The sequence below is a fragment of the Enterococcus sp. DIV0436a genome, assembly GCF_051711605.1.
In the GTDB taxonomy this organism is placed as follows: domain Bacteria; phylum Bacillota; class Bacilli; order Lactobacillales; family Enterococcaceae; genus Enterococcus_B; species Enterococcus_B faecium.
Window position 1 is genome coordinate 1511061 of sequence record NZ_JBIONA010000001.1, and the last position, 25625, is coordinate 1536685.

23 protein-coding genes and 1 riboswitch are annotated in these 25625 nt (G+C 36.6%); of the genes, 10 read left to right on the forward strand and 13 right to left on the reverse strand.

The window, feature by feature from the left end; all coding sequences use genetic code 11:
• Nucleotides 1–105 precede the first annotated feature (105 nt).
• From IGL15_RS07330 to IGL15_RS07340, 3 genes are all read left to right on the forward strand, one after another.
• Nucleotides 106–516 carry an organic hydroperoxide resistance protein gene (locus IGL15_RS07330; RefSeq protein WP_002288163.1) on the forward strand — a complete coding sequence of 137 codons (411 nt, stop codon included), beginning with the start codon at nucleotides 106–108 and terminating at the stop codon, nucleotides 514–516.
• 56 nt (nucleotides 517–572) lie between these two features.
• Entirely contained in the window at nucleotides 573–1013 is a 441-nt protein-coding gene (locus tag IGL15_RS07335) for a MarR family winged helix-turn-helix transcriptional regulator (protein ID WP_002311986.1), read from the forward strand.
• A 108-nt stretch (nucleotides 1014–1121) separates the two neighbouring features.
• Nucleotides 1122–2201, forward strand: a complete 1080-nt coding sequence (locus IGL15_RS07340) for an AI-2E family transporter (protein ID WP_002288167.1) — start codon at nucleotides 1122–1124, stop codon at nucleotides 2199–2201.
• 125 nt (nucleotides 2202–2326) lie between these two features.
• Here IGL15_RS07340 and IGL15_RS07345 read toward each other — a convergent pair whose 3' ends face one another.
• Nucleotides 2327–3616, reverse strand: a complete 1290-nt coding sequence (locus tag IGL15_RS07345; RefSeq protein WP_047929389.1) for an LPXTG cell wall anchor domain-containing protein — start codon at nucleotides 3614–3616, stop codon at nucleotides 2327–2329.
• Between the two features lie 147 nt (nucleotides 3617–3763).
• On the opposite strand from IGL15_RS07345, the gene IGL15_RS07350 reads away from it, so the two are divergent.
• The gene (locus tag IGL15_RS07350) at nucleotides 3764–5317 is read left to right on the forward strand and encodes a helix-turn-helix domain-containing protein (RefSeq protein ID WP_002288171.1); all 1554 of its coding nucleotides are present in this window, start codon (nucleotides 3764–3766) and stop codon (nucleotides 5315–5317) included.
• Nucleotides 5318–5424: 107 nt separating this feature from the next.
• Here IGL15_RS07350 and uxuA read toward each other — a convergent pair whose 3' ends face one another.
• Nucleotides 5425–6507 carry a mannonate dehydratase gene (gene uxuA, locus IGL15_RS07355; RefSeq protein WP_047929388.1) on the reverse strand — a complete coding sequence of 361 codons (1083 nt, stop codon included), beginning with the start codon at nucleotides 6505–6507 and terminating at the stop codon, nucleotides 5425–5427.
• Nucleotides 6498–8144: a mannitol dehydrogenase family protein gene (locus IGL15_RS07360; protein ID WP_104765514.1), complete on the reverse strand. Its 1647-nt coding sequence runs from the start codon at nucleotides 8142–8144 to the stop codon at nucleotides 6498–6500. Before IGL15_RS07360 ends, uxuA begins: the two co-directional genes overlap by 10 nt.
• Before the next feature lie 185 nt (nucleotides 8145–8329).
• On the opposite strand from IGL15_RS07360, the gene IGL15_RS07365 reads away from it, so the two are divergent.
• From IGL15_RS07365 to IGL15_RS07390, 6 genes are all read left to right on the forward strand, one after another.
• Entirely contained in the window at nucleotides 8330–8992 is a 663-nt protein-coding gene (locus IGL15_RS07365) for a GntR family transcriptional regulator (protein WP_047929387.1), read from the forward strand.
• Nucleotides 8993–9135: 143 nt separating this feature from the next.
• The gene (gene ahpC, locus IGL15_RS07370) at nucleotides 9136–9699 is read left to right on the forward strand and encodes an alkyl hydroperoxide reductase subunit C (protein ID WP_002288178.1); all 564 of its coding nucleotides are present in this window, start codon (nucleotides 9136–9138) and stop codon (nucleotides 9697–9699) included.
• 9 nt (nucleotides 9700–9708) lie between these two features.
• The gene (ahpF, locus tag IGL15_RS07375) at nucleotides 9709–11238 is read left to right on the forward strand and encodes an alkyl hydroperoxide reductase subunit F (protein WP_104765513.1); all 1530 of its coding nucleotides are present in this window, start codon (nucleotides 9709–9711) and stop codon (nucleotides 11236–11238) included.
• Nucleotides 11239–11513: 275 nt separating this feature from the next.
• Nucleotides 11514–11864: a DUF2200 domain-containing protein gene (locus tag IGL15_RS07380; RefSeq protein WP_002288180.1), complete on the forward strand. Its 351-nt coding sequence runs from the start codon at nucleotides 11514–11516 to the stop codon at nucleotides 11862–11864.
• Nucleotides 11865–11962: 98 nt separating this feature from the next.
• Nucleotides 11963–12490 carry a DUF308 domain-containing protein gene (locus IGL15_RS07385; RefSeq protein WP_002324862.1) on the forward strand — a complete coding sequence of 176 codons (528 nt, stop codon included), beginning with the start codon at nucleotides 11963–11965 and terminating at the stop codon, nucleotides 12488–12490.
• A gap of 153 nt (nucleotides 12491–12643) precedes the next feature.
• A complete protein-coding gene (locus IGL15_RS07390; protein ID WP_104765512.1) occupies nucleotides 12644–13795 on the forward strand; it encodes a cation:proton antiporter in 1152 nt (383 codons plus the stop codon).
• A 108-nt stretch (nucleotides 13796–13903) separates the two neighbouring features.
• Here the strand turns inward: IGL15_RS07390 and pbp4 are convergent, their stop codons facing one another.
• The 10 genes from pbp4 to glsA all read right to left on the reverse strand — a co-directional run bounded on the left by pbp4 (nucleotide 13904) and on the right by glsA (nucleotide 25616).
• The gene (gene pbp4 / locus IGL15_RS07395; protein ID WP_104765511.1) at nucleotides 13904–15940 is read right to left on the reverse strand and encodes a penicillin-binding protein PBP4(5); all 2037 of its coding nucleotides are present in this window, start codon (nucleotides 15938–15940) and stop codon (nucleotides 13904–13906) included.
• A gap of 125 nt (nucleotides 15941–16065) precedes the next feature.
• Complete coding sequence (locus IGL15_RS07400; RefSeq protein WP_104765510.1) at nucleotides 16066–16950, reverse strand: LCP family protein; 885 nt, start codon at nucleotides 16948–16950, stop codon at nucleotides 16066–16068.
• A gap of 91 nt (nucleotides 16951–17041) precedes the next feature.
• Nucleotides 17042–18205, reverse strand: coding sequence for an FtsW/RodA/SpoVE family cell cycle protein (locus tag IGL15_RS07405; RefSeq protein WP_104765509.1), 1164 nt, complete (start codon nucleotides 18203–18205; stop codon nucleotides 17042–17044).
• Nucleotides 18206–18329: 124 nt separating this feature from the next.
• Nucleotides 18330–18496, reverse strand: a riboswitch (M-box (ykoK) riboswitch).
• 224 nt (nucleotides 18497–18720) lie between these two features.
• Entirely contained in the window at nucleotides 18721–18927 is a 207-nt protein-coding gene (locus IGL15_RS07410; protein WP_002287763.1) for a hypothetical protein, read from the reverse strand.
• Nucleotides 18928–18942: 15 nt separating this feature from the next.
• A complete protein-coding gene (locus IGL15_RS07415; RefSeq protein ID WP_002297470.1) occupies nucleotides 18943–19557 on the reverse strand; it encodes a flavin reductase family protein in 615 nt (204 codons plus the stop codon).
• Nucleotides 19558–19703: 146 nt separating this feature from the next.
• Nucleotides 19704–20387 (reverse strand): N-acetylmannosamine-6-phosphate 2-epimerase, encoded by a 684-nt coding sequence (locus IGL15_RS07420; RefSeq protein ID WP_047928135.1) that lies wholly within the window; start codon nucleotides 20385–20387, stop codon nucleotides 19704–19706.
• Between the two features lie 108 nt (nucleotides 20388–20495).
• Nucleotides 20496–20954, reverse strand: a complete 459-nt coding sequence (locus tag IGL15_RS07425; RefSeq protein WP_002295936.1) for an ASCH domain-containing protein — start codon at nucleotides 20952–20954, stop codon at nucleotides 20496–20498.
• Between the two features lie 83 nt (nucleotides 20955–21037).
• Nucleotides 21038–22801 carry a 1-deoxy-D-xylulose-5-phosphate synthase gene (locus IGL15_RS07430; protein WP_047928137.1) on the reverse strand — a complete coding sequence of 588 codons (1764 nt, stop codon included), beginning with the start codon at nucleotides 22799–22801 and terminating at the stop codon, nucleotides 21038–21040.
• Nucleotides 22802–23021: 220 nt separating this feature from the next.
• Nucleotides 23022–24482, reverse strand: a complete 1461-nt coding sequence (locus tag IGL15_RS07435; RefSeq protein WP_047928138.1) for a hypothetical protein — start codon at nucleotides 24480–24482, stop codon at nucleotides 23022–23024.
• 207 nt (nucleotides 24483–24689) lie between these two features.
• Nucleotides 24690–25616 carry a glutaminase A gene (gene glsA / locus IGL15_RS07440; RefSeq protein WP_047929383.1) on the reverse strand — a complete coding sequence of 309 codons (927 nt, stop codon included), beginning with the start codon at nucleotides 25614–25616 and terminating at the stop codon, nucleotides 24690–24692.
• Nucleotides 25617–25625 lie beyond the last annotated feature (9 nt).

The following is a 25625-nucleotide window of genomic DNA, read 5'->3' on the forward strand; positions in this document are numbered from 1 at the left end:
CATGTGCTTTCTCTTATTTATCTTATGCCAATCCATTTCTTTGCTTTTCACAATTATATTGTGTAAAATTCAATTGTATAAAATATAATTAAAGGTGGTAATTTTATGAAAAAAATGTATTCTACGAAAATGATCAACACAGGCGGACGCTCTGGAGAAGTTCATAATCCCGATCGTACATTCGAATTGAATATTGCAGCTCCTGGTAAACGCGTCGAAAATGCAACCAACCCTGAACAATTGTTTGCAGCTGGTTTCAGTGCATGTTTTAACAGTGCATTAGAATTGATCAAACAGCAAAAAAATATCTCTGGGGCTTCTACTGTCAGTGCACAAGTTTCCCTTTATTCAGAAAGTGAAACGAGCTTTGTCTTAGGTGTAGAGATTGAAGGATCTATCGAAGGTCTTTCTCTGGAAGAAACGCAAGAATTATTAGAGGCAGCGCATAAAGTGTGTCCGTATTCAAAAGCTACAGCTGGAAATATAGAAGTTACTCTGAAAGCAGTTAGTGAATAGACTTTTTTGTGTAAATCCGCTATGATACACTATAGTAAAACAGCGGAGGTGGAAAAATGGAAGATCTATATTTAGTTAATCAAGTATGTTTTCCTTTATATGCCGCCTCTAAGGAAATCATTAGACACTACACTCCCCTCCTCAAGCCGCTGAATCTTACCTATACCCAGTATCTTGTGATGTTAGTTTTATGGGAAAAGAAAAAGACTTCAGTGAAAGAGCTAGGAAATGATTTGTGTCTGGATTCTGGTACGCTGACTCCCTTACTAAAAAAGTTAGCAGAAAAAAATTATATTAATCGTCAGCGTGAAACGGGTGATGAAAGAATCGTAAATGTTACGCTGACTCCTCAAGGTGCTGCGTTGCAAAAACAAGCAGAAGGTATTCCACAAAAGATCAAGTCTTATCTTCCACTTGAACAGGAAGAATTGGATACACTGCAACATCTGACCCGAAAAATGCTAGATAATTTTCATCAAGACCAGAAAAAGGGCTGAAACTGCTAGATGAACGATTTTATGAGGAAAACCAACTCATAAGATAACGTCATTTAGCGGTTTTTCTTTTTGCTCTTTCTCTTTCTTATTTTCATATTCCATCATATAATGAATAACGTGTTTATTTTTTGTTATTTGGAGGTTGTCGATTTGACCGTTTATCAGCGTTTTTTGGCGAATGAAAAAATACGCCGTCTCACTGTTTTATTATTTGTCGTTTTTGTTCTTTTCTTAGTTAGAAGTATGATTACAACCATTTTGCTCACATTTATCTTTACTTATTTGATGATTCATCTTGTTCAAATCATTCAGCGATTTGTCCGAATCCCTACAGGTGTTTTAGCTATCATGATTTATACACTGATCGTTTACCTTATCTATCTGGCATTCACAAAGTATATCCCGATGCTTATTCATCAAACATTTGATATGATCCAGTCCGTTATTGATTTTTACGAGCATCAGCCAAAAGATGCAGATCCTGTTTTACAATATATCCATACTTATATTGAGCGAAACGATTTTTTTGAACAGCTTCAAAATGGCGCTTCGATTGCGCTTGGCTATTTACAGGATATAGGAAAAATGGCAGTGGCGTTTGCTATGTCATTCATCTTAAGTTTCTTTTTTATGATTGAAAAGAAAAAAACAATTGTATTCTCAAGATTGTTTTTAAAAAGTGAATTTTCTTGGTTCTTTCAAGATATTTACTATTTTGCCGATAAGTTTGTCAATACATTTGGTTTGGTATTAGAAGCTCAATTTGTTATTGCTCTTTTAAACACGTTGCTCACTACAATCGCCTTGGCTGTATTTGGCTTTCATCAGCTGCTGAGTTTAGCGATCATGATTTTCATTTTAAGTCTGATCCCAGTAGCAGGTGTTATCATTTCTTGTATTCCTCTATCTTTCATAGCTTATTCCCAAGGAGGCATCCGAGATGTTGTTTATATCCTGATTACGATTTTGATTGTCCATCTAATTGAGTCTTATGTGCTGAATCCGAAGTTGATGTCCAGCAAAACAGAACTGCCGATTTTTTATACATTTGTGGTCTTACTTGTTAGCGAACGGTTCTTTGGCGTTTGGGGCTTGATTGTCGGCATTCCGATCTTTACCTTCTTTTTAGATGTATTGAAAGTGAAAAAGATCCCGAACCATCTTCCAAAAGAAACAGATATCCCTTAAAATAAATATGAAGAAAGATAAAGTATGAACGACCCCAAATATCAGATTTCAATCTGGTATTTTGGGGTCGTTTTCTGGATATTTCTTTTTATTTGAAAAATGCGTTCAAAGACATTATTCAAATGTTAGAGAGATCTGTTTTGTTTAAATCTTTTTGCAGAAAGCATTGTTGCTATACTTAATAGAATGATTCCGCTCCACAGTATAACTTTATTTTGTGACTCTCCGGATTTTGGTAGCTGTTTATTTTTCGTTTCAGGACTAGCAAAGGTTGTATCCTTGCTACTTTTTAAGGTTTCAGCTGATTGGGCGCTATCAAATATTCGTGATTTTTTATTCAGCTGCTCTTCATTTATTTTTAGAATTGCTAGATTTGATTTTTTACTCTCTTTTTTTCCATCCTCTTGAATTGTTTTTTTGTTTATTTTTTCTGGTATTCCTTGGTCTCTTGCGTCCGTATCTGGTTCTGGAGTCACATCTGGTTTTTCTTCTGGATCTACCTCTGGTTTTTCTGGATTTTCAGTTTCATTATCTGTGTCTGGATTTGTTTCCGATACTGTTTGGTTTCCAGAATCCGTATCTGGTTCTGGAGTCACATCTGGTTTTTCTTCTGGATCTACCTCTGGTTTTTCTGGATTTTCAGTTTCATTATCTGTGTCTGGATTTGTTTCCGGTACTGTTTGGTTTCCAGAATCCGTATCTGGTTCTGGAGTTACATCTGGTTTTTCTTCTGGGGCTACCTCTGGTTTTTCTCCAGGGGTTATTTCAGGTTTTGATTCATTGTCTGGCTCTGGTTGAGTTTCTGTATCGGGTTCTTCTCCAGGTTCTATTTCCGGTTTCTGTTCTCCGTCTGGATTTTCTGTAGGCGGTACTTCTGGCTTATTTTCATTTTCTGGTTTATCTGTTGGTTCTTCAACAAGATCTCCTCCTGAGTCGATAGCTGAATCTTGCTCAATTGTCTGCCGCTGACTATACGGCGTTAAATGATGATGATCGTTCGGTAGTCCATCTGATACCTTGACAGTAAAAAGCGCTGGTTTTAACAAGTCCTGATTTAATGTAACGGTGAAGGTAAATATCGCTTGCTTGTGTTGGATAGTCAAAGTGTTCTCGTCATAGCCAATCGACAAAGCGGGATCAACATTCTCAAATGTAACAGCTGATTGTAGTATAGGTGCTAAGTCTCCCGAATAGTCAATTTTTGCTTTGATGGTCGCTGTTTGTCCTTTTCTTAATTTTGCGACTCCTGAATTGAAGGATGAAAATTCATCCTGAAAGGTAATTCGATTGACGTTGGCCCACTTGGTTTCTGTCCATTTGGCTGTTTCTATCTCCTCTGTGTGGACTGTCTGATTTATAGTAAGCGATAAGCTTAAGGCTGCAAATGTTGATATTAAGATGGTTGAATATCTCATAACTCTCTCACTCCTTGATTTTTTTGTATGCAAGAAATAAGATAGTAGAGATTCTACCTATATGTTTACTGTTTTTTTGTCTAAATTTATGAAAAAAACAGTAATATTTTCAAGTTTTAACAATTTAAGTAAAAAGGAGCCTCTTTCATGCAAACTCAAGAAGCGATTAAAACGTTTCTCTTGAAGAAAAAAAGCAATACAAAATTAGATATTTTTCTTTTCCTATCTGAACATCGTTTCTTTATTACTACACAATATTTAGCAGATCATTTCCATATGTCTGAATCAAATTTTTTACTATACATCAAAGAATTAGAACAAGACTTTGAGCGTCTCAATCTAACAGAACTGCATATTGATAAGCAAAAACCTTTTTTAAAGTTGAATTTTGAAGGAATTGATCCGGCTTACTGCTATTATCGTCTATTTGGAAGATACTGCAACGAATCAGTCAGTTATCAGATCTTGACTTCTTTGTTCAGCTGTCAGACAAATTCGATTATCAGTTTAAGTCAGCAAACAAACTATAGTGCCTCTTATTTGTATACGAAAATGAAAAAGATTAATGCATTTTTAGCATTGTACGGTTTGTCTATCTCCTTTTCTAATAACGGCAGAAAGTCTTTTTCTGGAAAAGAGGTACAAATTCAATATGCAGCATTAGATATTTATTGGAACATCTTTTCAAGTACTGCTACAGAATTTTATGATGAAGATCCGCAAGTAGTGGCTTTTATGATGAATACTTTTTTTAAAAAAGAAGTACTTGACCGACTAAATAGCGGTATGATAGATAAATTATATTTTCTATTAAAAATATGTAAAGAGAATTTTCCTGCAACTTCTGTGAAAGACGTACAAAAAGAATTCACAGAGTATGAATATATTGACTTTTTTATTGATCCCTCTGTAGATATTTTGCGACCTAATCTGCCAATTTGTCGCGAACAACGCATCTTAGTGAATATTTTAGCTCGACTTTCTATCACGAAAATCGAATCGGAAGAAACAAGCTTGGAGCAATACAAACTTTTAAAAAAAGCAAACGTTCCTCATGTTCTTTATTCAAGAGAAATGGTGGAGTCCTTTTGTACTGTATTTGATTTGTTTATACCTGAAAAAGAAAAGATTCTTTACTCATTGGCATTCGCACGAAATAAACTTTATAATGGATTTCTTAACTTCAATCAACCAAATACGCCCCTTCCTACTTTCATGCTTTATCAAGAACATAGCGTATTGAAAGAAGTCCAAACCGCCATTGAACAATTTTATATGGATTTCAGAGAACAAAATCAACACTTGTTACCAGTTATTTTAGAAAAGGAAAATGTGCAATGGATGGTTGAAGACCTAGTACATTTGTATGATCGCTACAAAAAACAGCCGCGAATTGTGATTGGTGTGAACTATACGCGTGATTTCTATATCAGTAAAGATCTGATCGTTAAGATAGAACAAATTTTTTCAAATGAATCGATCAAAATACAAAATGATTTTATGGAGAACTGCAACATCGTTATCAGCGACTGCCCTTTGAAACAATTGCCTTCTCATATCAAAAAAATCTATATTTTAAAAGGAATCATCACACCAGAAGACTGGAAAAAAGTGATTATGAGGATCTCAGAATATATCTTTGAATTAAAAGAAGAAGCACTCATGGATCAATCGAAAAAAGAAAATCAAGTTACTTCCTAGACCAAATAAGATACATAAATCCGAATGCTTATTAACAACCTCCGGATTTATGTATCAAGAATTTGAACATCCTTCTTGTTTACATAATAAAATTACAGTTTTTTTCACTAATTATCTTTACTTTTGTTTCCTTTTTCGATTGCTTCCCATAATCCATTTAGATAAACAGCACCTAATGCTCGATCATATAAGCCGTATCCTGGTCTTCCTGTCTCATTCCAGATCATTCTTCCATGGTCAGGACGGATGTATCCGTTAAATCCGTTGTCATACATTGTTTTTAGTATGCGGTACATGTCTAATGAACCGTATTCGGATTTATGCGGTGCCTCATAGAAATCTCGATTAGCTAAAAATTTAATATTTCGAACATGTGCAAATGGGATTCGATCTCTTTGGCAAAATTCTGCTAAAATCCCATATACATCATTTTCTGGATCTTCTGCAATACTCCCTGTACAAAGAGTGATTCCGTTATAAGGGCTGTCTACTATGCGGCACAACCAATCTAAATCTTCTCGATTCTTTACGATTCGAGGTAATCCAAAAATCGAGTATGGCGGATCATCTGGATGTACAGCCATTTTGACCCCTACCTCTTCACATGTTGGGATGATTGATTGGAGAAAATAGGCAAAATTTTCTCGAAGTTTTTCTTCGTCTACTGATGCATAAGCTTCAAGCAAGGATTTGATATGAGCTAAGCGCTCAGGTTCCCATCCCGGCAATTCAAATTCATTGCTGGAATGTTCGATGCGCGCGACGATTTCTCTTGGATCATCTGGAATATCATCAGATATAAAAGCTAACGTGGATGAGCCGTCTTCTAAGCGGTAGTCAAGGTCAGATTTCACCCAGTCAAATACAGGCATAAAATTATAGCAGATGACTTCTATTCCATATTCTGCCAAGTTTCGGATTGTCTGCTTATAGTTTTCGATATACTGCTCACGGGAAGGTAATCCAATTTTAATGGCATCATGCACATTGACGCTTTCAATTACTTTTAGTTTTAACCCACGAGACTCAATTTCTTCTTTTAGTTCTTTGATCCTCTCCCTAGGCCATACCTCTCCTACTGGTATATCCATCAATGTGCCTACAATCCCTTTGACCGCAGGAATCTGTCTGATTTCATCTAAGGTAATCTTTTCTTCTTGTGATCCGTACCATCTAAAAGTCATTTCCATGATAAATTTCCTCCATGTTCTTGTAAGTAATCCTGTAATGTTTTTCGTACGGCATTTGGTCCTGCTACCATCTTGATGAACATTTCTTCTATTTTTCTGCCAAGCTCTGCTTGGTAAAGATCTACACCAAAAATTTCTTTATTTGACAAAATAGGAGCCATTTTCTCATGAATATGTGATGTATCTTGCGTACCCAGTTGAATATCGGAAAGCTTATGCTGAAGGTCTGTCAATAGTGGGTCTGCACTCGGGATGAATGGTTTTCCTTGATCATCAATGCCAATAAGGTATCGAAGCCAAGCAGCGAGAGTCAATGGTATGAATACAAGTGTCTGCGGGTCTTTAACTTCTATTTCCATATATTTTTTAATCGTCTCACCATAACGAATCGCCACCTTTTGAGAGGTATCCGTGGCGATTCGCTGAGGCATATCAGGAATATTTGGATTAGAAAAGCGCACAGTAATTACTTCTTCCAGAAAGATCTTTGGATCAATGATACCTGGAGACTCCACAACTGGGAGGCCTTCATTGTACCCGATTTCAGAAACTAGCAGCGATAAATCTGGATCTTTCATCTCCTCAGCTATGCTCCTATACCCCAGTAAACAACCCATAATAGCTAAAGACGTATGCAAAGGATTAAGGCAAGTCGTCACCTTTATCGTATCTGCTTTATCTACCGTTGCACGATCAGTCAAGAATACCCCAGCTTTTTCGAATTTCGGACGTCCATTGGGAAAATGATCTTCCATGATTAAATAATGGATGTCCTCTGTATTGACAAATGGAGCAATATTATTTCCTTTTGCGGTTTGGAAAATCGACATATTTGAAAAGCCCTCTTTTGCCAACATTTTGCTAACTGACAAGGAAGGATTCGGGGTGATACGATCAATCATCGTCCATGGAAACGCAACAATTTCTTCATTCGATAAGTATTGGATAAATGTATTTTGTACATAACCTTCCTTTTGCCATTCTTTTGCGATCGTTAGCAAAGAAGTACGTAATTGACTACCGTTTTGTGAAAAATTATCTGTAGAGACAAGTGCAATCGGCCAAGCTCCAGATAAAAAACGTTTATAAAGTAGCGCAGCAAGAATACTCATTGTATGTGATGGCTTCTTTGGACCATTTTTTATATCGACTGCAATCGGTCCTATATATTTATTATTTGTATCTTTCAATCGATAACCTTTTTCAGTAATAGCAAAAGTAACTAATTGTAAACTAGGATTTTCAAAGTGTCGAATCATCTTATCAAAGTGTTCAGAACAATCTGGATGACAATACAGACTGTCAGCTGTCGCAGCTAATATACGTTTGACGAACTCTCCACTGCTTGGCATGACCACTTCAAGAATCAAATCATCAAAATTTTGGTAAGCCCTTTCAATTATTTCTTCATCGAATGTTTCACAAACAATGACACCAGTGGACAATTCGCCTAGATCCGCTAAACGTTGAGCGATTTCTGCATGAAATCCTCGATAAAGATTTCCGCCACCGAAATGGATCCAGACAGGATTTTTTTGTCCATTTTCTCTTAATGATGCACGGTCAAAATGAGGTATTTCTACTTCTTTTTGAGATAATTCAGGAATAAAGTTCCTCCAGTTGTTTAAAGCAATCATTTTTCCCCTCCTAAACTAACATATTAGTTTTTTTGTATTCAAGTGAATTTTATGCAATAAAAATCGCTATGTCAACCAAAATTTTACTATTTATACAAATTTCCTAGTTAATGTGACATATCAGATTATTTTTCAGACCTCTTCTGTTATACTACGTTCATAGAACTGATTTTGGAGGTATAAAAATGAAAAGCAGCTTGCAATCTCAAGCTTATCAAGCGATTCGTAAACAAATTATCTATGCTGACTTAGAACCTGGAAGGAAAATATCTGAAAAGGCACTGGAGGAACATCTTGCTATCGGCCGGACTCCCATTCGCGAAGCATTGATTCAACTACGTCAGCAAGAACTCGTGTATACGATACCTCAAAGTGGTACGTATGTTTCAAAAATTAATCTTGTTTCTGCAGAAAATGCTCGCTTTGTCCGAGAACAGTTGGAAGAGCAAATCATGATTGAATGTTGTTCCAAATTGGACACACAAACACGAATAGTGCTAGAAACGATTTTAGAAGAACAAGAAAAAGCAGTCAAAATAAATGACGAACGCGCTTTTTTCCGTGCAGATAATTTATTTCATGAAGCTTGTTTCGAAATTGCAGGAAGAAAAGAAGTTTGGAACTGGTTAGATGACCATAATACCCATTTAGAACGTTTCCGCTGGTTACGAGTGACCATTCAGGGGCTTCCATGGGAAACGATCATGGAACAACATTATGATTTACTCAAGGCTTTAGTTGATAAAAAACCAGAAGAAGCTCGATTTCAAACGGGATTGCACTTACACATGATGCTGAAAGAACAGAAAACTGTTACTCAACGTTATCCCGAGTATTTCCAGCAGTAGCATTTTCTTGCGACCTCTTCTATTTTTATAATTAACCTTCGTTTTTGAGTAATCTTTATTAAATAACAAAATATCCATTGACTTTGCAACTCCAACTAAATTACAATAATTATAAATAAATAATTATTATTGGAGGTTTTACTATGTCATTGATTGGGAAAAAAATCGAAGAATTTAATGCACATGCTTATCATCAAGGAGAATTTTTAGAAGTTAGTGAAAAAGATCTTATGGGGAACTGGAGTATTCTTTGCTTCTATCCAGCTGATTTTACTTTTGTTTGTCCTACTGAATTAGAAGACTTACAAGAACAATACAGTACATTGAAATCTTTAGGTGTTGAAGTCTTTTCTTGCTCTACCGATACCCACTTTACTCACAAAGCATGGCATGATACATCAGATGCTATCGGTAAAATCGAATACGTGATGATCGGTGATCCGTCTCATCAGATTTCTCGTATTTTTGATGTTTTGGATGAAGAGCAAGGATTAGCTCAGCGAGGAACATTTATTATTGATCCAGACGGAATCGTTCAAGCTATGGAAATCAATGCAGATGGAATCGGTCGTGACGCTAGTGCACTGATTGATAAGATTCGCGCTGCTCAATATGTACGTACCCACCCAGGTGAAGTTTGTCCGGCAAAATGGAAAGAAAGTGGCGAAACATTGAAACCAAGTTTTGATCTTGTTGGAAAGATTTAGGTGGTGGATATGTTAGACAAAGAAACTAAACAAAATCTCGAACAATATTTAGCACTGATTGAATCTCCTATTGTTTTTTCTGTTAGTTTGGATACTAGTGAAAATAGTCAAAAACTAGCTGAATTTACGAAGGAAATAGCAGAAATGTCTCCTAAAATCTCTTGGGAAAAAAGAGATTCGATGCGAACACCTAGTTTTTCTATCAATCCAGTTGGCAAAGAAAGTGGAATCGTTTTTGCTGGTATCCCCCTCGGTCATGAATTTTCCTCTTTTTTACTGGCTATGTTACAAATTAGTGGACGGGCACCGAAAATCAGTGAATCTTTGAGTCTTAAAATCAAAAAAATAACACAAACATTGCATTTTGACAGTTATGTTAGCTTGACTTGTCATAATTGCCCCGACGTTGTACAGGCATTGAATATATTAGCTGTATTAAATCCAAATATTACTCATACGATGATTGAAGGTGGGATGTTCCAAAAAGAAATCGATGATAAAAAAATCATGGCAGTGCCAACTGTGTTTTTAAATGGAGAAGAATTTAGTAGCGGACGCATGACGATCGAACAAATTGTTGAAAAAATCACTGGCCCTTTGATTGAAGAAGAGTTGTTTGAAAAAGAACCTTATGATGTATTAGTGATTGGCGGTGGACCAGCAGCTAGTAGTGCAGCTATCTATGCAGCACGTAAAGGAATTCGTACAGGACTTGTCGCTGATTCTTTCGGCGGACAAGTCGTTGAAACACTCGGGATTGAAAATATGATTGGTACCCCTTACACAGAAGGTCCAAAATTGATGCAGCAAGTAGAAAGTCATGTGCGTAGTTACCCTATCGACATTATGATGAATCAACAGGCCGTTTCCTTAAATAAAGAGCAACATTTTATTAATATTGGCTTAGCTAACGGTATATCACTTAAAGCAAAAACCGCAATCATCGCGACAGGTGCGCACTGGCGTTCTATCAATGTACCAGGCGAAAAAGAGTTTAAAAATAAAGGAATTGCTTATTGCCCACACTGTGACGGCCCTTTATTTAAAGGAAAAGAGATTGCTGTAATCGGTGGTGGTAATTCTGGTGTTGAAGCAGCGATTGATCTAGCTGGGTTAGCAAAACATGTTTATATTCTAGAATTCTTACCCGAATTAAAAGCAGATCAAGTTTTACAGGATAAACTAGTTTCTCTTGCGAATGTCACTGTTATCAAAAATGCAGCGACGAAAGAAATCAGCGGGTCGAATCAGGTCGAATCTCTCTCCTATATCGATCAACATACGAAAGAGTTGCATACTCTAGCTGTTTCAGGTGTATTCATTTTAGTCGGTTTACTTCCTAACACGGATTGGCTAGATGGAACAATCGAAATGAACCCAAGAAATGAAATAGTGACTGAGAAAAATGGCGCGACGAATATCCCCGGTGTTTTCGCAGCTGGTGATTGTACAGATAGTCCATACAAACAAATCATTGTTTCAATGGGTTCAGGAGCTACTGCAGCTTTAGGAGCCTTTGATTATTTGATGCGCACTTGAGCGATGAAGATTATACAAAAGACAGATAGAGGTTGTAAGCCTGCCGTTTCACTCCGAGTCACAAGGAACAATTTAATAAACAGTTTCTCATGTTTGTTGAATATTGTGACTTGTGACCGAGGAGTTGACAGGACAACACCGTTCACTCGGAAAAAAGGATTGTGACAAGAATTTTGTCACAATCCTTTTTGTTTTTTTGAATAATCGCTTTTTCTTCTCTTTTTCTTATATACTATAAGTAGTAAATAATTTGAAAAAAAGAAAGGTGACTGATTATGGCGCAAAATCGTATTTTTACGACAAGTTTTGCAAGCGTTTATCCTATGTATGTAGCAAAAGCGGAGAGAAAAGATCGTATAAAAGAGGAAGTAGATGAAATCATTTGTTGGCTGACGGGTTATTCCCAAACAGAACTAGAATATCAACTACAAAAACAAGTGACTTTCGAACAATTTTTTGCGGAAGCCCCTGTCCCCAATCCTTCACGTTCCTTGATTACAGGTGTTGTTTGTGGTGTACGAGTAGAAGACATCGAGGATAACTTGATGAAAGAAATTCGTTATTTAGATAAAATGATCGATGAGCTAGCAAAAGGCAAAAAAATGGAAAAGATCCTCAGAAGTTGATTTTTCCAGAGATATTCTTCTCCTTCGCTCATTTTGTAACATTTAATTTGGTAAAATGACTAGTTCACGTTAAAATAAGTCAAAGGAGGTTTTCTTATATGTTTGAGACGATTAAACAAAATATTCAAAAATACGCCTTATTAAGAGCTGCTGTTTATATTATTTCTGGGATTGCGATTGTGCTAAACCCTTCTGCTGTTTTTCATTTTATCGGTTATCTGATCACCGCCTATCTTGTTTTGCTTGGGTTGTTGAATCTTTTTGAGGCTTACCGTTTTAAAAGGAAAACAGGTTCTTGGAGTATCGGTCTGTTCAGTGGTCTTTTTTTCCTGATCTTAGCTCTGATCGTCTATGCTTTTGCACCTGCAATCGTTTCTATCCTGCCGATTCTTCTTGGATTAGCTGTTATCATCAACAGCTTGTTCCAGTTGTTCTTCAGCATGAATACAAAAGCTAAAAGTTGGAGTGTTTATAGTATTCTGTTGTTGATTGGCGGATTCGTCTTATTGTTCAATCCATTCAAAAGTTTGATGCTTCTATTCCAAATATTCGGCTTTATTTTGATTTTCATGGGCATCCAGGAGATTATCAATTTCATCAGAATAAGAAAAATGACTATACGTTAATCATTTTTAGTTATTAAAATAGACCGTATAAAAACCAACAATCCAAAAAAATCTTTTGGATTGTTGGTTTTTTTGTGAGTATATTTTCCTATTTTTTCAATAATGTATGTTATGCTAAGTTCGGACTATATTTTATACAAAGGAATGATGAGAATGGAATTTATTGGTATTTTATGCCTGATATTGATTTCAACAACGATTGGCTCACATATCTCGCGGAGATTAGGTATCCCAGCAGTGATTGGACAATTACTTGTTGGTGTTTTGCTAGGCCAAGCTGGATTGAATTGGGTCAAACCTGATATTCTAGTCCATGACTTTTCGGAGATTGGTGTGATCTTATTAATGTTTTTAGCTGGTCTGGAAAGTGATTTATCTCTTTTGAAAAAATATTTCCGACCTGGTATGTTCGTTGCTTTGCTTGGGATCATCTTCCCGGTTGTTTTTGGCTGGTTGACAGGCGAAGCATTCCAAGTTTCGGGAAATGAAGCGATTTTCTTTGGGATTATTTTTGCGGCAACTTCTGTCAGTATTTCAGTAGAAGTATTAAAAGAACTAAACGTAGTGAATACAAAAGAAGGATCAACAATTTTGGGTGCTTCTGTGGTAGATGACATTTTAGTCGTTTTAGTTCTAAGTTTCAGCCTATCTTTTCTAACGGGGGAAGCTTCTAGCAATGCTTCTTTACCGCTTGTTTTGATTGAACAGCTAATTTATTTTGTTTTTATTTTCTTATTAGTCAAATGGATTGCGCCTTTCCTACTTTCATTTGCAGAAAAAGTGTACGCAAATTCTTCTATTATCATCGTATCGCTAGTTATTTGTTTAGGAATGTCTTACGTAGCGGATCTTGTTGGGCTTAGCTCTGTCATTGGTGCTTTTTTTGCAGGGATAGCTGTCAGTCAGACAAAGGTTAAAGAAGAAGTATACCACAATGTAGAGGCTTTAGGATATGCAGTATTTATACCAGTATTTTTTGTCAGTGTAGGATTAGAAGTTGATTTTTCTGACTTTAGTGAACAACTACTCTTTATTTCTATATTGACGCTTGTAGCGATTTTGACCAAATTGCTTGGAGGGTATTTTGGTGCTCAGATTGCCGGTTTTTCTCAACATAGTTCATTGATGGTCGGTGCTGGTATGATTTCGCGTGGAGAAATGGCTTTGATCATTTTACAAATTGGACAGCAAAGTCAATTGATCGAACCACAGTACTATTCACCTTTAGTTATCGTGATTTTATTAAGTACACTTATTTCTCCACTTGTTCTCAAATATTTTACAAAAAAAGTTTATGAAGTGTGAGTAAATCAAAAAGAAGTTGTGAAAGAGACATCGTGAAAACCGTTTATTTGAAAAAAGGACTGTGACGATAACGCCACAGTCCTTTTACTGTACTTAAAAAGCAATTTTTTATTGATAATTTTGGTTGAGGTATTGCAATAGTTCCGGTGCTCGTTTGGTTGCTGAATCATCATCTTCTTTATTTTCCAACATGCTGACCATCATATAACCTTGGTTATCAGGATTGAAAGCAAACAAGAAACTGTTCTCTTTCCCCTTTTCATCCTGTTTTTCTTTGATTTCCGCTGTACCAGTTTTCGCTGCCAACGGAATCCCTAAAGCAGAAAGAGAATGTGCTGTACCATTTACATCTTGCACAACTTCTCTCAGATCTGGCACGATCGTTTGTACTGCTGTTTCGCCGATGACATTCTTCTTATCTTTTGTCTCTTTATCTGCAATCAATTTAGGATAGACAAGTGTGCCATTGTTGGCAAAAACAGAATACATTGCTGCTTGCTGGATAGGATTAATTAGAAGTTCGCCCTGTCCATATCCAGTATCAGCTAGCAAGATATCTGAGTTAAAGCTATCTTCATTAGAAATTTGTGCTGGATTCATACTAATTGGCAAATCAAGGTCTTCACCAAAAATGAATTTATCTAAGCCTGTACGAAATTTTTTCTCACCCATTTTCAACGTTTCTTGTGCCATATATATATTATCGGAATAGATCAAAGCAGTTTTTAAGTCTACTTGTGATACATCACTGACACGCGTTACTTGATAAGATCCCCAAGAACTGTCTTTTTGCCATTTAAGCCCGTTGATCGTCAACACTTCATTTGGATCGATAGTGCCGTTGTCGAGACCGATTGCTGCTGTAATCATTTTAAACGTAGATCCAGGAGCATAACCTGTCGCAAATCGGCTGATGAATGGCTGTTCAGGATTTTCTTCATAAGCTTTGTAATCTTCTTGTGAGATCCCGTTTGTCATTTTGTTTGGATCATAGCTTGGAGAGCTAGCAAGCGCAAGAAGATCACCGGTTTTTGGCGTTGTCGCAACAGTTGATCCAGCTTTTCCTCCTAGACTGTCAAAAGCTGTTTTTTGTGCCTTCGCATCGATTGTCAATTTGATATCTTTGCCATTTTGAACTTCATGTTCGATCAGAACTTTTTTCTCTACACCGTCTGCATCTGTAATGCTTAATTTCCCACCTGTTATCCCACGAAGATCCTTATCAAAAGCCATCTCCAAACCTGAGCGACCGATTTTTCCATTACTGCTTAATTCTGGATTCTTATCAATATCTTCTGCTGTGATATCTCCCACGTAACCAATCAGCTGAGCAGCTGCTTCACCCAAAGGATAATATCTGCCGTCTACTTCTTGAATGGTAGCTCCAGCTGGAAGTTCTGGCGTTGCTCCATCAATGATTTTCAATGGGACAAAGTAATCGGGTTGTACCCAGCTTTGTGAAATCGCCTGATTGATAGCATCTTCTGTTAAGTCGAAGGAGGAAGCAATCGCTTTGATATTGGCTGTTTTTTCGTCTCCATCTCCAAGTTTACTTGGAACGACTCCTAATTGTTTTAGTTTGCCTGTTGTTGCTAATGGTTCACCATTTCGATCTATAATATTCCCTCTTGCTGCTTCTTGTGTGGTCAGGCTTACTTTGTCATTTCCTTCCATTTCTGGAAAAACCAAGTTGGGTTGCCAGTTGATCGTGGTTTGACCATCATTTCTGTCTAATGTTCCTTTATAAGAAAGATCTTTCAATTCACCTAATGAGGTATTCATCTTTGCTTTATATGAGAAGCTATAAGTAGAATCGTCTTTTTTATCTACTTTTAGATTCGATATCTGAAGTCCTTTGACATCAGCAGCACCGTATATATTCTGGTATTTCTCTAAGATCTCTTTTTCAGATAATGCACTTTTATTTGCCGCCTTTTTTGATGCCATTTCTGCAGCTTTGTTATAATCTCCTTTGTTCAAAGCTTGGACAAATTGCTCAACCGTCTTTTCTCCAGCTTCTACTGCTTGGTCTTCTTGATAGTGCTGGTAGTAAAAATAACCGCCACCCGCAGCTGCTATTAAGATCACTGCGCCGGCAATATAAGCGCCTGTTCGATTTTTGCCGTGCTTGTCACTTCTTTTCATTTTTTCCTCCTTCTCTTGCTTGTCATTCCTTTATTTTCACTATTTATCCCTGTTTATTCTAACATAATAAAAGAAGTCAGAACATAACATAGATTGTTATTTCTAACTTCTTTTATTTTCTTTACTTAATTATTCAGAAATTTTTTGATTGCTTCTTGGTTTTTGGTCAAATCTAATTCCAGAACACTTCCGGAAGGCGTATTGTCGTTGAAGTCCCAACTGCCGTCTACTGGTACGGATAATGTATCGATCTTTTTATTATTGTCTTTGAGGAAATCCATACCACAATCCAGAAGCACACTTTCTGGAAGGCTCGTTTGGATACTACCAAGTAATTTCCCAACCGCTTTGGGTAGCTTGAATATTGAAGTTACGTCTTTCAGCTGCTGAGAGATAGCTTTGATCACTTGCTGCTGCCTTCTGATCCTCCCGAAGTCTCCTTCTTTGTCTTCCCGAAATCGAGCATACTGGAGTAAAGTATTACCATCCATCACTTGCTCTCCTTTGTTTATATATACGCCATCTAAATCTAGAGATTTTTCTGCATCGATCTTGACTCCACCAGGAAACAGTTCATTAACGCAATCGATAAAATCTTGAAATGTGATACTTGCATAATAGGGAGCTTCAAATTTGAAATTTTCCTTTAATGTTTGATTTAATAAATCAACTCCCCCATAAGAGTAAGCTGCATTTATCTTATTCATTCCGTAACCTGGAATATCGACATATGAATCTCTCATGATAGAGATCAGTTTTGCTTGTTGTGTTTTCTGGTTGTATTGTGCAACCAGAAGTGAATCCGAGCGACCGTTTTCGTCTTTCGAACGAGCATCTGAACCAATCAAAGCCACATTTAGTGTGGTAGGGACACTTTTCGGCTCTACCTTTTTCACAGTTGAACTCTGTTTTGCAGACGAAAATCCATGGATAAACTCAATCGAAAAATAGCCAACTACTAATGTAAGCAGCAACAAAATAGATAATATGATTTTTTGAGATACTTTCATTGCGAATTCCTCTTTCTAAAAGAACCTCTCGCTTGAAAAATAAAAGATTGTACTTTATGATAATTCAAACTGAGAGTTTCTCAGTTTCTCTTTATTGTTTTTCAGGTCGATAGATCGGCAACTCTTCGGCCTGTATCTTTGAAGAAATATTCAACGTGATTCCGATTCCTAAAGAAAGGATCAGATAACTTGTTCCTCCGTAGCTAACAAATGGCAATGGCACACCAGTCATTGGCATCAGCCCCGCGATACTTCCCACGTTCATTATCGTCTGAACGAATAGCAAAGTTCCGAATCCTAAAAGAAACAATCCAGCTTGCTGATTTTTACAGCGACTGCTTAAACAAAAGATTCTCATGCATAATGAGAACAATAAGAAAAGCACACACAATGCACCGATTAGCCCAAGCTCTTCTGTAATAATCGAAAAAATAAAATCTGTTTCTGTCTCTGGAAGATACCCTTTTTTTGTGATACTATTTCCTAATCCCCGCCCAAATATGCCACCATTATATAGTGCATAAAACGAATGGGTCATTTGATAGCCCGCACCATGACTATCGATAAAAGGATCTCTTAAAGTCGCGATCCTTTCATAAGCATGATTAAACATCTGTGGAAGCCAACCTTTATTTCCTAAATATAATACCCCGCCTGCTGCTCCAATCAGCAATGCAGAAAAAGTAACGATTAGATAGATCCCTTTTTTAAATGGAACCGCCGCTGCCCAAAATATGACCCACGCAATCGAAAGGATCATCAATGCTCCAGCAATCTTTGGCTGGAATAAAATCAGAAAAGTTATACCTACTGTAATCAGGAATGGTTTTTTTAGATCTTTTGGGCTACTATTTCCGTCACGAAAAAACCAGCTTAAATAAAAAATCAAAAAAAGATTTGCCAGTTCAGAAGGCTGGAATTGAATGCCAAACAGAGAGATCCAACGTTGTGCGCCATTGACAGTGACACCGAATATCCCTATTCTTACTAATACTAAAAAGAAAATCGATAAGGCTAAACCGTATCCTGCTATTTTAGGGTGAAGTAAATAGTGTAGTTTGACTGAACGAGCTAAGAAGATCACGCTCCAACTCAAAAATATGAAAATTAGTTGACGCAATAATAGACTTTTTGTATTTTCATCGGCTTGCAATAAACGATAAGAACTGGCACTGTATACTTCTAAAAGACCGATCATGGACAAAGTCAAATAAGGACCCAAAATCCACCAATCGATCTTTTTTCTTTTTTTCACCGCATCTCCTCCTCACACAGCAATCCACTTGTCAGGTGAGGAGCGAGTTTGTCTCATCAAATAAGTCAGTCACAAAAATATAAAGAAAAGGTCAGAAACCTTTTCGAACAAGAATTCTGACCTAGCATCATCTCATCGTCCGAGTTTTAGCACTATACAACGTAAAGAAAACATTCTTAGCTATTGGAAAAAGCCTTAATCCGACAGTTTCTGTTTTACCCATTGGCGACTTTCGACGTTTCTGGGCAACAGCCTATGTTTGTATAGGAGCCTCACCTAACAAGGTTATTACTATATTCTATTTACGAGTTCATGATAGACTTTTCCTAATGATTAGGCAATGGAATTTGAAATGAAATAGTGAAATTTAACAATCTTTAATATTTTTTAGAAAAAAATAACAAATAAGTTGAAAGAATCCCGTTGCAAATTCTTTCAGTTGCACCAGGATTCTTTGATAATTTTTTAGTTTTATGTGTTTTTTTATATATTTTTTCACTTTTCGGAATAAATGTTTATTTGTTAAAGTAATTAAACAATCCGCTAATCGTTTGATCTGGCATTTCTATTTCCTTACCATCTAAAGTAACAGTAGTAACGACAAAATGGTCTTGCAATGGCGGAACTTCTAAGTACTGCCCTTGCAGAAAATCATTCACTGTTTCATATTCTTTTTTCATTTCTTTTGAATCTGTCGATGGTTTATAGCTTATTTTTAACATAACTAGTGCTCCTTTTTATTCGGGACGTGCAATCGTGAAAATTTCTCCTATTGCTGCATAATCATTTCCTGCCAAACGGCTTACAGCATTCAATTTTCTTGGATCGATCCTTCCTGTCTTATCATCATAGACTGTTTCATTTAAATGATATTTCTGTACTTCTAGCAAAAATAAATCAGCTGTTACTTTATTTTTATTCCGTATCTCGACATGTTCATATAAGGATGTTTCAAAACGAACTTTTGCTTCTGTCAATGCTGGTACTGAAATGATTACTGAATCAGTTAAAGTCAAGTCAGTCAGGTACAGTTCGCTTTCCTCATTAGGCAGATTGGCTGCTGTTTTATTTACTTCTTCTACGTTGTCCTCATCAAGGATATGGATAACAGCTTCTCTTGTCTCAAGAATATTCTTTGCTGTGTCTTTTACTGCATCTTGTTTTCTCTGGATCGCCAAGGATAAGATGGGTGGATTCGAACTGACGATATTGAAGTAACTGAAGGGTGCGATATTCACTATATCTTTTGCTGATTTAGTCGTTACTACTGCTACTGGTCTAGGGATGACTGAACCAATCAGCAACTTGTAATTTTCACGTTCTGTCAATTCTGAAGGACTCCGTTCAAACATGGTTTCGCCTTCTTTCTATAAAATTCGTTAAAAAGCAGATCTTGAAGACAAAATGAAAAGTAATGCTTTTTTCATCTTCTTAGAATCTGCTTTAAACTATCTATCAATTTTTCTTTTTTGTCAAGAATCTGTGCCGTGCGTGTTTTTTAGTTATTTGCTTTACTTGCGGCTTCGACATATCTTTTAGTGATCAATTGCGGACGGGTGATAATAGATCCAACTACGACTGAAAAAGCACCTAATTCATATGCTTTCTCTACTTGTTCAGGAGAGTCAGTATGTCCTTCCATAATTACTGGGATATCGACTTGTTCTATGATTTGATTCAATAAATCAAAATCAGGTGTCTGCGTCTTTCGTGAATATTCTGTATAGCCTGCTAAAGTCGTAGACAAAAGATCAAAACCATCTTCTTGCGCTTGAAGCGCTTCCTCAAAAGTCGAAATATCTGCCATAGCTAACCGACCGTGTTCGTGAATCATTTGGACAAGTTCAGCAGTTGTTTTTTCTGTCGGACGTTTACGAGAAGTTGCATCCAGTGCAATGATTTCTGCTTGCGTCTCCAAAAGTTCTTCCACTTCTTTTTCTGTCGCAGTAATAAACACTTCTGACCTATCGTAATCTCTTTTGATAATCCCTATTACCGGTAAATCAACGATTCGCTTGATTTCATTGATATCTTCTGTCGTATTTGCTCGAATACCAACTGCTCCGCCTTCTTTTGCAGCCAAAGCCATTCTCCCCATAATAAAAGAACTGTGTAGCGGCTCGTTTTCCAAAGCTTGACAAGAAACGACGACTCCGCCTTTGATTTGTTCCAGTGTATCCACAATATCTCCTCCAGTAATGTTATATAAAAATACAGCTTCATATAAAAATGTAACCCTTTTCTATTCAGGAGTCAATAATGAGCTATTTCTTTCAGCAGACCTTTCTTACTAAAAGAAAATTACTTCAAATTCTTCGTATACGACCAGCTTCTCTTCTGTAAATTCTATGTTCAACGCTTCTTTATAAGCATGTTTAAAAAACTCAGCATGGACTTTCCGCCAATAAGCTAATGTCCGATCCCCTTCTCCTTCTTTCCAAGCATGCTCTTTCGTGACTTCACTAAAAGGCAAGATGGTCACATTTATATTTTTGATGATACAAACTGGTTCATTTTTTCCATTCAGGACCACGTCTAATTGACCAACTTTTGGTAAAGGCTCATTCTCTTGTTTATACAGATCGTAACCACTTGATGTACCAGTCTTTATCTTTTTTACAACTAGTTCGCTCAACTCGTCTGCCATTTTTTCTGTATCCCCAAATGAAAAGAAACCTAATTTTTCTGATTGATAACTAGGATATTTTTCTTGGAACTTTTTGACATATTCTTCTACTTGCTGATACATAACATCCACCCCTTTGCTTTTTATAATGAAAAAACCATCCAGATACTAGTATAAACAATTATCTGGATGGTGAGCATAATGAATTATTGAATATTCAAGACACGCAGACTATCTTCAACGATTTGTTTTGGTGTTAAATGATAACGTTCATAAAGCTGCCCTACAGGAACGCTATCCGTGAATTCTTTCTCTGCACCAAAATTTAATACGTTCATTGAAGAATCACCATAATAACGACTGATATTTTCGCCAAATCCTCCTGACAAACTACCATCTTCTAATGTGATGACTAATTCATGTGTTTCTTTTAATTTATCTAATGTTTCTACGTCATTTTCTGTGATCGTTCCTGGATTGATCAACGTTGCTTCGATTCCTTTTTTTCTAAAAGCTTTTACTGTTTCTTTTCCTAATTCAAGAAAACCGCCTAAAGCTAAAATTGCTACTTTTCCTCCATTATTTACTGTTTGATAGGCTGGAATACTATAATCATTTGCGATAGCTGTACCATGTTCTACACCATGTGTAGGAATCCGGATTGCTACAGGCTGCGCTGTTTGTTCGAACGCCCAATCTAGCATAGAGATCATATCCTCTTTTGTTGCTGGAGCAAGATATTTGATGTTCGGGATACTTGATAAGTAAGGAATGTCAAATGTTCCTTGGTGTGTTCGGTCACTAGCTGAGATCGTTCCGCCACCGACTAAAATAATCACTGGATTCTCGTTGATCGCTAAATCATGTGATAATTGATCATATGCCCGTTGCAAGAAAGTACTTGATTGGAAGACGACTGGACGTACTCCCTGAGAAGCCAAAGCAGAAGCGAAAGTGATAGAGTGCTGTTCAGCGATCCCCACGTCAAAATAATGATCTGGATGTTTTTCTTGGAATGTTTTCAGTCCAAAGGCGCCTGGTATCGCTGCATTGACTGCGGCAATAGGAGCTGTACTTGTTTGCATTTTCTTATCCAAATAATCCATGATGATCATATTAAATGTTTCTCCAGAAGTTACCTGCTTTGCCTCCCCGGTGGGCAGATCAAATGGTACATGCCAATGATATTTCATTTTATTATCGATTGCCGGCTGATAACCGCGACCTTTTTCCGTATGGACGTGAAGTACAATCGGATGATCAATATCTTTTACTTCTTCAAATAAACGGATCACCGTTTCCAGATCGTTTCCATTATCCACGTAACGATAATCAAATCCCATTGCTTTAAATAGGTTATTGCTGCTTTTACCGTTGGTTTGACGAAGCTCAGCTAAGTTTTTATATAAACTGCCATGGTTCTCATCAATAGACATCTCATTATCGTTTACTAATACGATTAGATTGGATTGTAAAACACCACCATTGTTCAATCCTTCAAAAGCTAAGCCACCACTTAGGGAGCCGTCACCGATAAATGCTACCACATTTCCTGATTCTTTCTTCAGATCTCTCGCTTTAGCTAAACCTGTTGCTAAGCTGATAGATGTAGATGTGTGCCCCACTGTAAAATAGTCATGTTTACTTTCATGTTGGTTGGAATATCCGCTCACTTCACGGTAATGTCCTTTTTCAAAACCATTTTTTCGACCAGTTAAAAGCTTATGACCATAAGACTGATGGGAAACATCCCAAACGATTTTATCCTTTGGTGAATCAAATACATAATGAAACGCAATCGTTAATTCTACTACACCTAGATTCGGACCAACGTGCCCACCTACATCGCTGTCCTTTTGCAAGATTTTTTGGCGCATCTCTTCTGCCAACTGTTTCATTTCCTCAACAGATAATTTTTTGACATCTGCGGGGCTATTGATTGCATCCAATACATGTAATACTGTACTCATAATACATTCTCTCCTCCGTACTATCTTCTTTTAATGAAAATAGATTTGTTACACTTTATCTATTCTACTACTTAGAGTTGACTCTAAGTCAATAGCATTTTAAAAAAATTTCAGAGAAAGCTTGTTATATAAGTAGATCTTCGCACGAATCAGGACTCAAATAAAAACCTTCTACAGACAATTAAAAAGCTTTGTAGAAGGTCTCCTAATTAAGATCTCATCAAGAAATATGTTTTTTTAATAGGTGAAGTTCCTGAGCAATATGATACAAATGGATGTTTGCACCTTTTAATGAGATTGGATAGATCTTTGTCTTTTCAGTTTCTAATCCATTTTGATAGCTAGCAGCATCGCACAAAACCGCTCTTTTTTTCGCACATAGACATTCATCAGGCAATTCTTCTAATGAACGAAATAAAATAGGATTTATTTCAGCGATGCCTTCTTCCGCATACAAATGAAATTGGGTTCGATAAAAAAATTGTTTGACTGAACTTTCTGAAACAACAAAAATTTCTATTTCCTGTCTCCCCGCTTGTTCACTGTTGATCAAAGAAAGACTTTTGACGAATTTTCGAATGAAATTTTCATTCCATCTTAGTTGGATTTGATTTTTCTTTTTCCACTCTTCCAATATTTCTACAATTTTTCCGTACAGAAGTTGTTCTTTTTCTGATAGAAGATAGATCCTTTCCGGTAAAAATACTTGTCCATCTGCCCACAACGTACGGACAAATTGTAAAAAGGATTGCTTGAAAATAAAATTTTCTGCATCGTCGATTTCAGCGATACTAATAATCTGTAAAATCAATTCATTCAGTGATAGGTCATTGAGAACAAAATTTTTATAAACAACTTCGAAATCTTTTCTTAACAGCTCCATGTTCTCATTGGTATAATTTCTACTGTTGAACAAAGAAAAAATATAATAGACATCTTCTTCTTGTAAGTCTAGAATTCCTTTTTGCTCTTCCAATCCTTGACAGACTAATTGAAATAACGGCTTCGTTTCTGCGCTTTTCTTATCTTCTTCTTTCAGTCCAAGGGGAAATGCCTTTCTTCCGATTGCGATCTCTATTCCTCGTATGATAAAGGACTTTTCATCTTCCGAATATCTTCTTTTAAAAAAATGAGTCTCTACATAATCAATCAACTCGTTACAAGCTTCTTCTACATACGGATTTTTATTTTCATAGCCTTCCCAATTGACATAACGTACTAAAGCTAGCAAGATGTTCCGCGAGTCAAATTCTGGGATAATGATTTCTTTATTTTTCAAATAATCATTTTCTTTAAAAAAATCCAATACGATTTTTTTGATTGTATATACTTTGCTCAAAGAAATAAATTCAAGATCAGCCAGTTCTGTACTCGTGAATATACCATTAAAATAATAACTTAAAAACTTTAAAAAATAAGATTGACCGTACAGAAACTGTGTGAGCTCAGAAAGAGCAATACCATGTTTGAATACGAGTTTATACTTATGCTTCTCTCTTACTTGTTCTTTTATGCAATATTCTAGACACTCGGCTAGACTTTCTAGATCGTGAAGGATCGTTGGTGTAGTCACCCTTAGTGAAATAGCTGTTTGTTCGATATCTATTTCTTGGAATTCAAATAATTGTTCACACAGATACACTTTTCTAAATATATTTCGCTCGATGTAATTTTCCAGCATTCCTGATACACGCCTCCAGTTTTTCTTATGATTTTATTTAATCATATCTGTAAATCGTATTTTTGTTTCCTTTTTATTTAGAAAAGCCCTTTCAAAAACCAATAAAAAAAGAAACTGGGACAAAAGTCAAACAAGCTCACAATTTCAGCCTCATTGTAGGTAGCTTTGAGCCGTTTGGACTTTTACCCCAGCCTCTTTCAAGAATGGTTATTCAAAGATGTCAGCGTCTAGTTCTTTGACTACATCTTTCAACAATTGGATACCAGCTGCGCTGTTACCAAATGGATCTAGTGCCGGGCTGAAGACACCTATGCCGTAACGATTTGGCACAGCTGCCATCAACCCGCCGCCTACACCGCTTTTTGCAGGTACACCAACATGGACGGAAAACTCTCCTGATTCATCATACAAACCAGCAGTTGTCATAATTGATTTGACGATTGTAGCACTTTCTTCAGTAATGATTTGTTTGCCATTCCAAGGAGCAATTCCTTTATTTGCCAGCACAGCAGCTAATTTTGCTATGCCTGTAGCGGTGACATTGAGGGAGCATTGTCTGAAATAAGCATCGAGTATCTCCGGTACGTCTCCTTCGATCATTTGATTACCTTTCATATAGTAAGCAAGAGAGCGATTGATATCACCTGTTCTTGATTCAGAATGATAGATTTCTTCATTCAATGTGATATTAGGATCATCACAGATCTCTTTCATAAATGACAAGATTCGCTCAAATCTTTCATCTGCATCTTTACCGGCAATCAACGAGGTTGTTGCAATCGCTCCTGCATTAACAAAAGGATTCATTGGATGTTTGCGATGATTGATTTCCATATTCATGATAGAATTGAAAGCAAATCCGGTTGGTTCCGTGTTGATTGTTTGAAAGACTTTTTCTATTCCGTTGTCTTTGATTGCTAATAACAATACGGGAACTTTTGACATGCTTTCGATGGCAAAGCGCACATCGGCATCTCCACCCTCAATCAGTTGTTTTGTATTCAAATCATAAATCGCCATACCTAATTGTTTAGGATCCACTTCAGCTAATGCTGGAATGTAATCCGCCACTTGTCCTGTTTGATAATAGTGGAAATTTTTTCCAATCAATTGTTCTAATTCTTTTACTTCCATTTGAATAAC

Coding starts and splice junctions, on each gene's coding strand:
- IGL15_RS07415 (WP_002297470.1), bottom strand. CDS start 19,557: ATGTTTGAACGGAGTCCTTCAGAATTGACAGAACGTGAAAATTACAAG.
- IGL15_RS07435 (WP_047928138.1), bottom strand. CDS start 24,482: ATGCTGGAAAATTACATCGAGCGAAATATATTTAGAAAAGTGTATCTG.
- IGL15_RS07430 (WP_047928137.1), bottom strand. CDS start 22,801: ATGAGTACAGTATTACATGTATTGGATGCAATCAATAGCCCCGCAGAT.
- IGL15_RS07360 (WP_104765514.1), bottom strand. CDS start 8,144: ATGATTGCTTTAAACAACTGGAGGAACTTTATTCCTGAATTATCTCAA.
- IGL15_RS07410 (WP_002287763.1), bottom strand. CDS start 18,927: ATGTTAAAAATAAGCTATAAACCATCGACAGATTCAAAAGAAATGAAA.
- pbp4 (WP_104765511.1), bottom strand. CDS start 15,940: ATGAAAAGAAGTGACAAGCACGGCAAAAATCGAACAGGCGCTTATATT.
- uxuA (WP_047929388.1), bottom strand. CDS start 6,507: ATGGAAATGACTTTTAGATGGTACGGATCACAAGAAGAAAAGATTACC.
- IGL15_RS07425 (WP_002295936.1), bottom strand. CDS start 20,954: ATGTATCAGCAAGTAGAAGAATATGTCAAAAAGTTCCAAGAAAAATAT.
- ahpF (WP_104765513.1), top strand. CDS start 9,709: ATGTTAGACAAAGAAACTAAACAAAATCTCGAACAATATTTAGCACTG.
- IGL15_RS07335 (WP_002311986.1), top strand. CDS start 573: ATGGAAGATCTATATTTAGTTAATCAAGTATGTTTTCCTTTATATGCC.
- IGL15_RS07385 (WP_002324862.1), top strand. CDS start 11,963: ATGTTTGAGACGATTAAACAAAATATTCAAAAATACGCCTTATTAAGA.
- IGL15_RS07340 (WP_002288167.1), top strand. CDS start 1,122: ATGAATAACGTGTTTATTTTTTGTTATTTGGAGGTTGTCGATTTGACC.
- glsA (WP_047929383.1), bottom strand. CDS start 25,616: ATGGAAGTAAAAGAATTAGAACAATTGATTGGAAAAAATTTCCACTAT.
- IGL15_RS07380 (WP_002288180.1), top strand. CDS start 11,514: ATGGCGCAAAATCGTATTTTTACGACAAGTTTTGCAAGCGTTTATCCT.
- IGL15_RS07345 (WP_047929389.1), bottom strand. CDS start 3,616: ATGAGATATTCAACCATCTTAATATCAACATTTGCAGCCTTAAGCTTA.
- IGL15_RS07330 (WP_002288163.1), top strand. CDS start 106: ATGAAAAAAATGTATTCTACGAAAATGATCAACACAGGCGGACGCTCT.
- IGL15_RS07400 (WP_104765510.1), bottom strand. CDS start 16,950: ATGAAAGTATCTCAAAAAATCATATTATCTATTTTGTTGCTGCTTACA.
- ahpC (WP_002288178.1), top strand. CDS start 9,136: ATGTCATTGATTGGGAAAAAAATCGAAGAATTTAATGCACATGCTTAT.
- IGL15_RS07350 (WP_002288171.1), top strand. CDS start 3,764: ATGCAAACTCAAGAAGCGATTAAAACGTTTCTCTTGAAGAAAAAAAGC.
- IGL15_RS07365 (WP_047929387.1), top strand. CDS start 8,330: ATGAAAAGCAGCTTGCAATCTCAAGCTTATCAAGCGATTCGTAAACAA.
- IGL15_RS07390 (WP_104765512.1), top strand. CDS start 12,644: ATGGAATTTATTGGTATTTTATGCCTGATATTGATTTCAACAACGATT.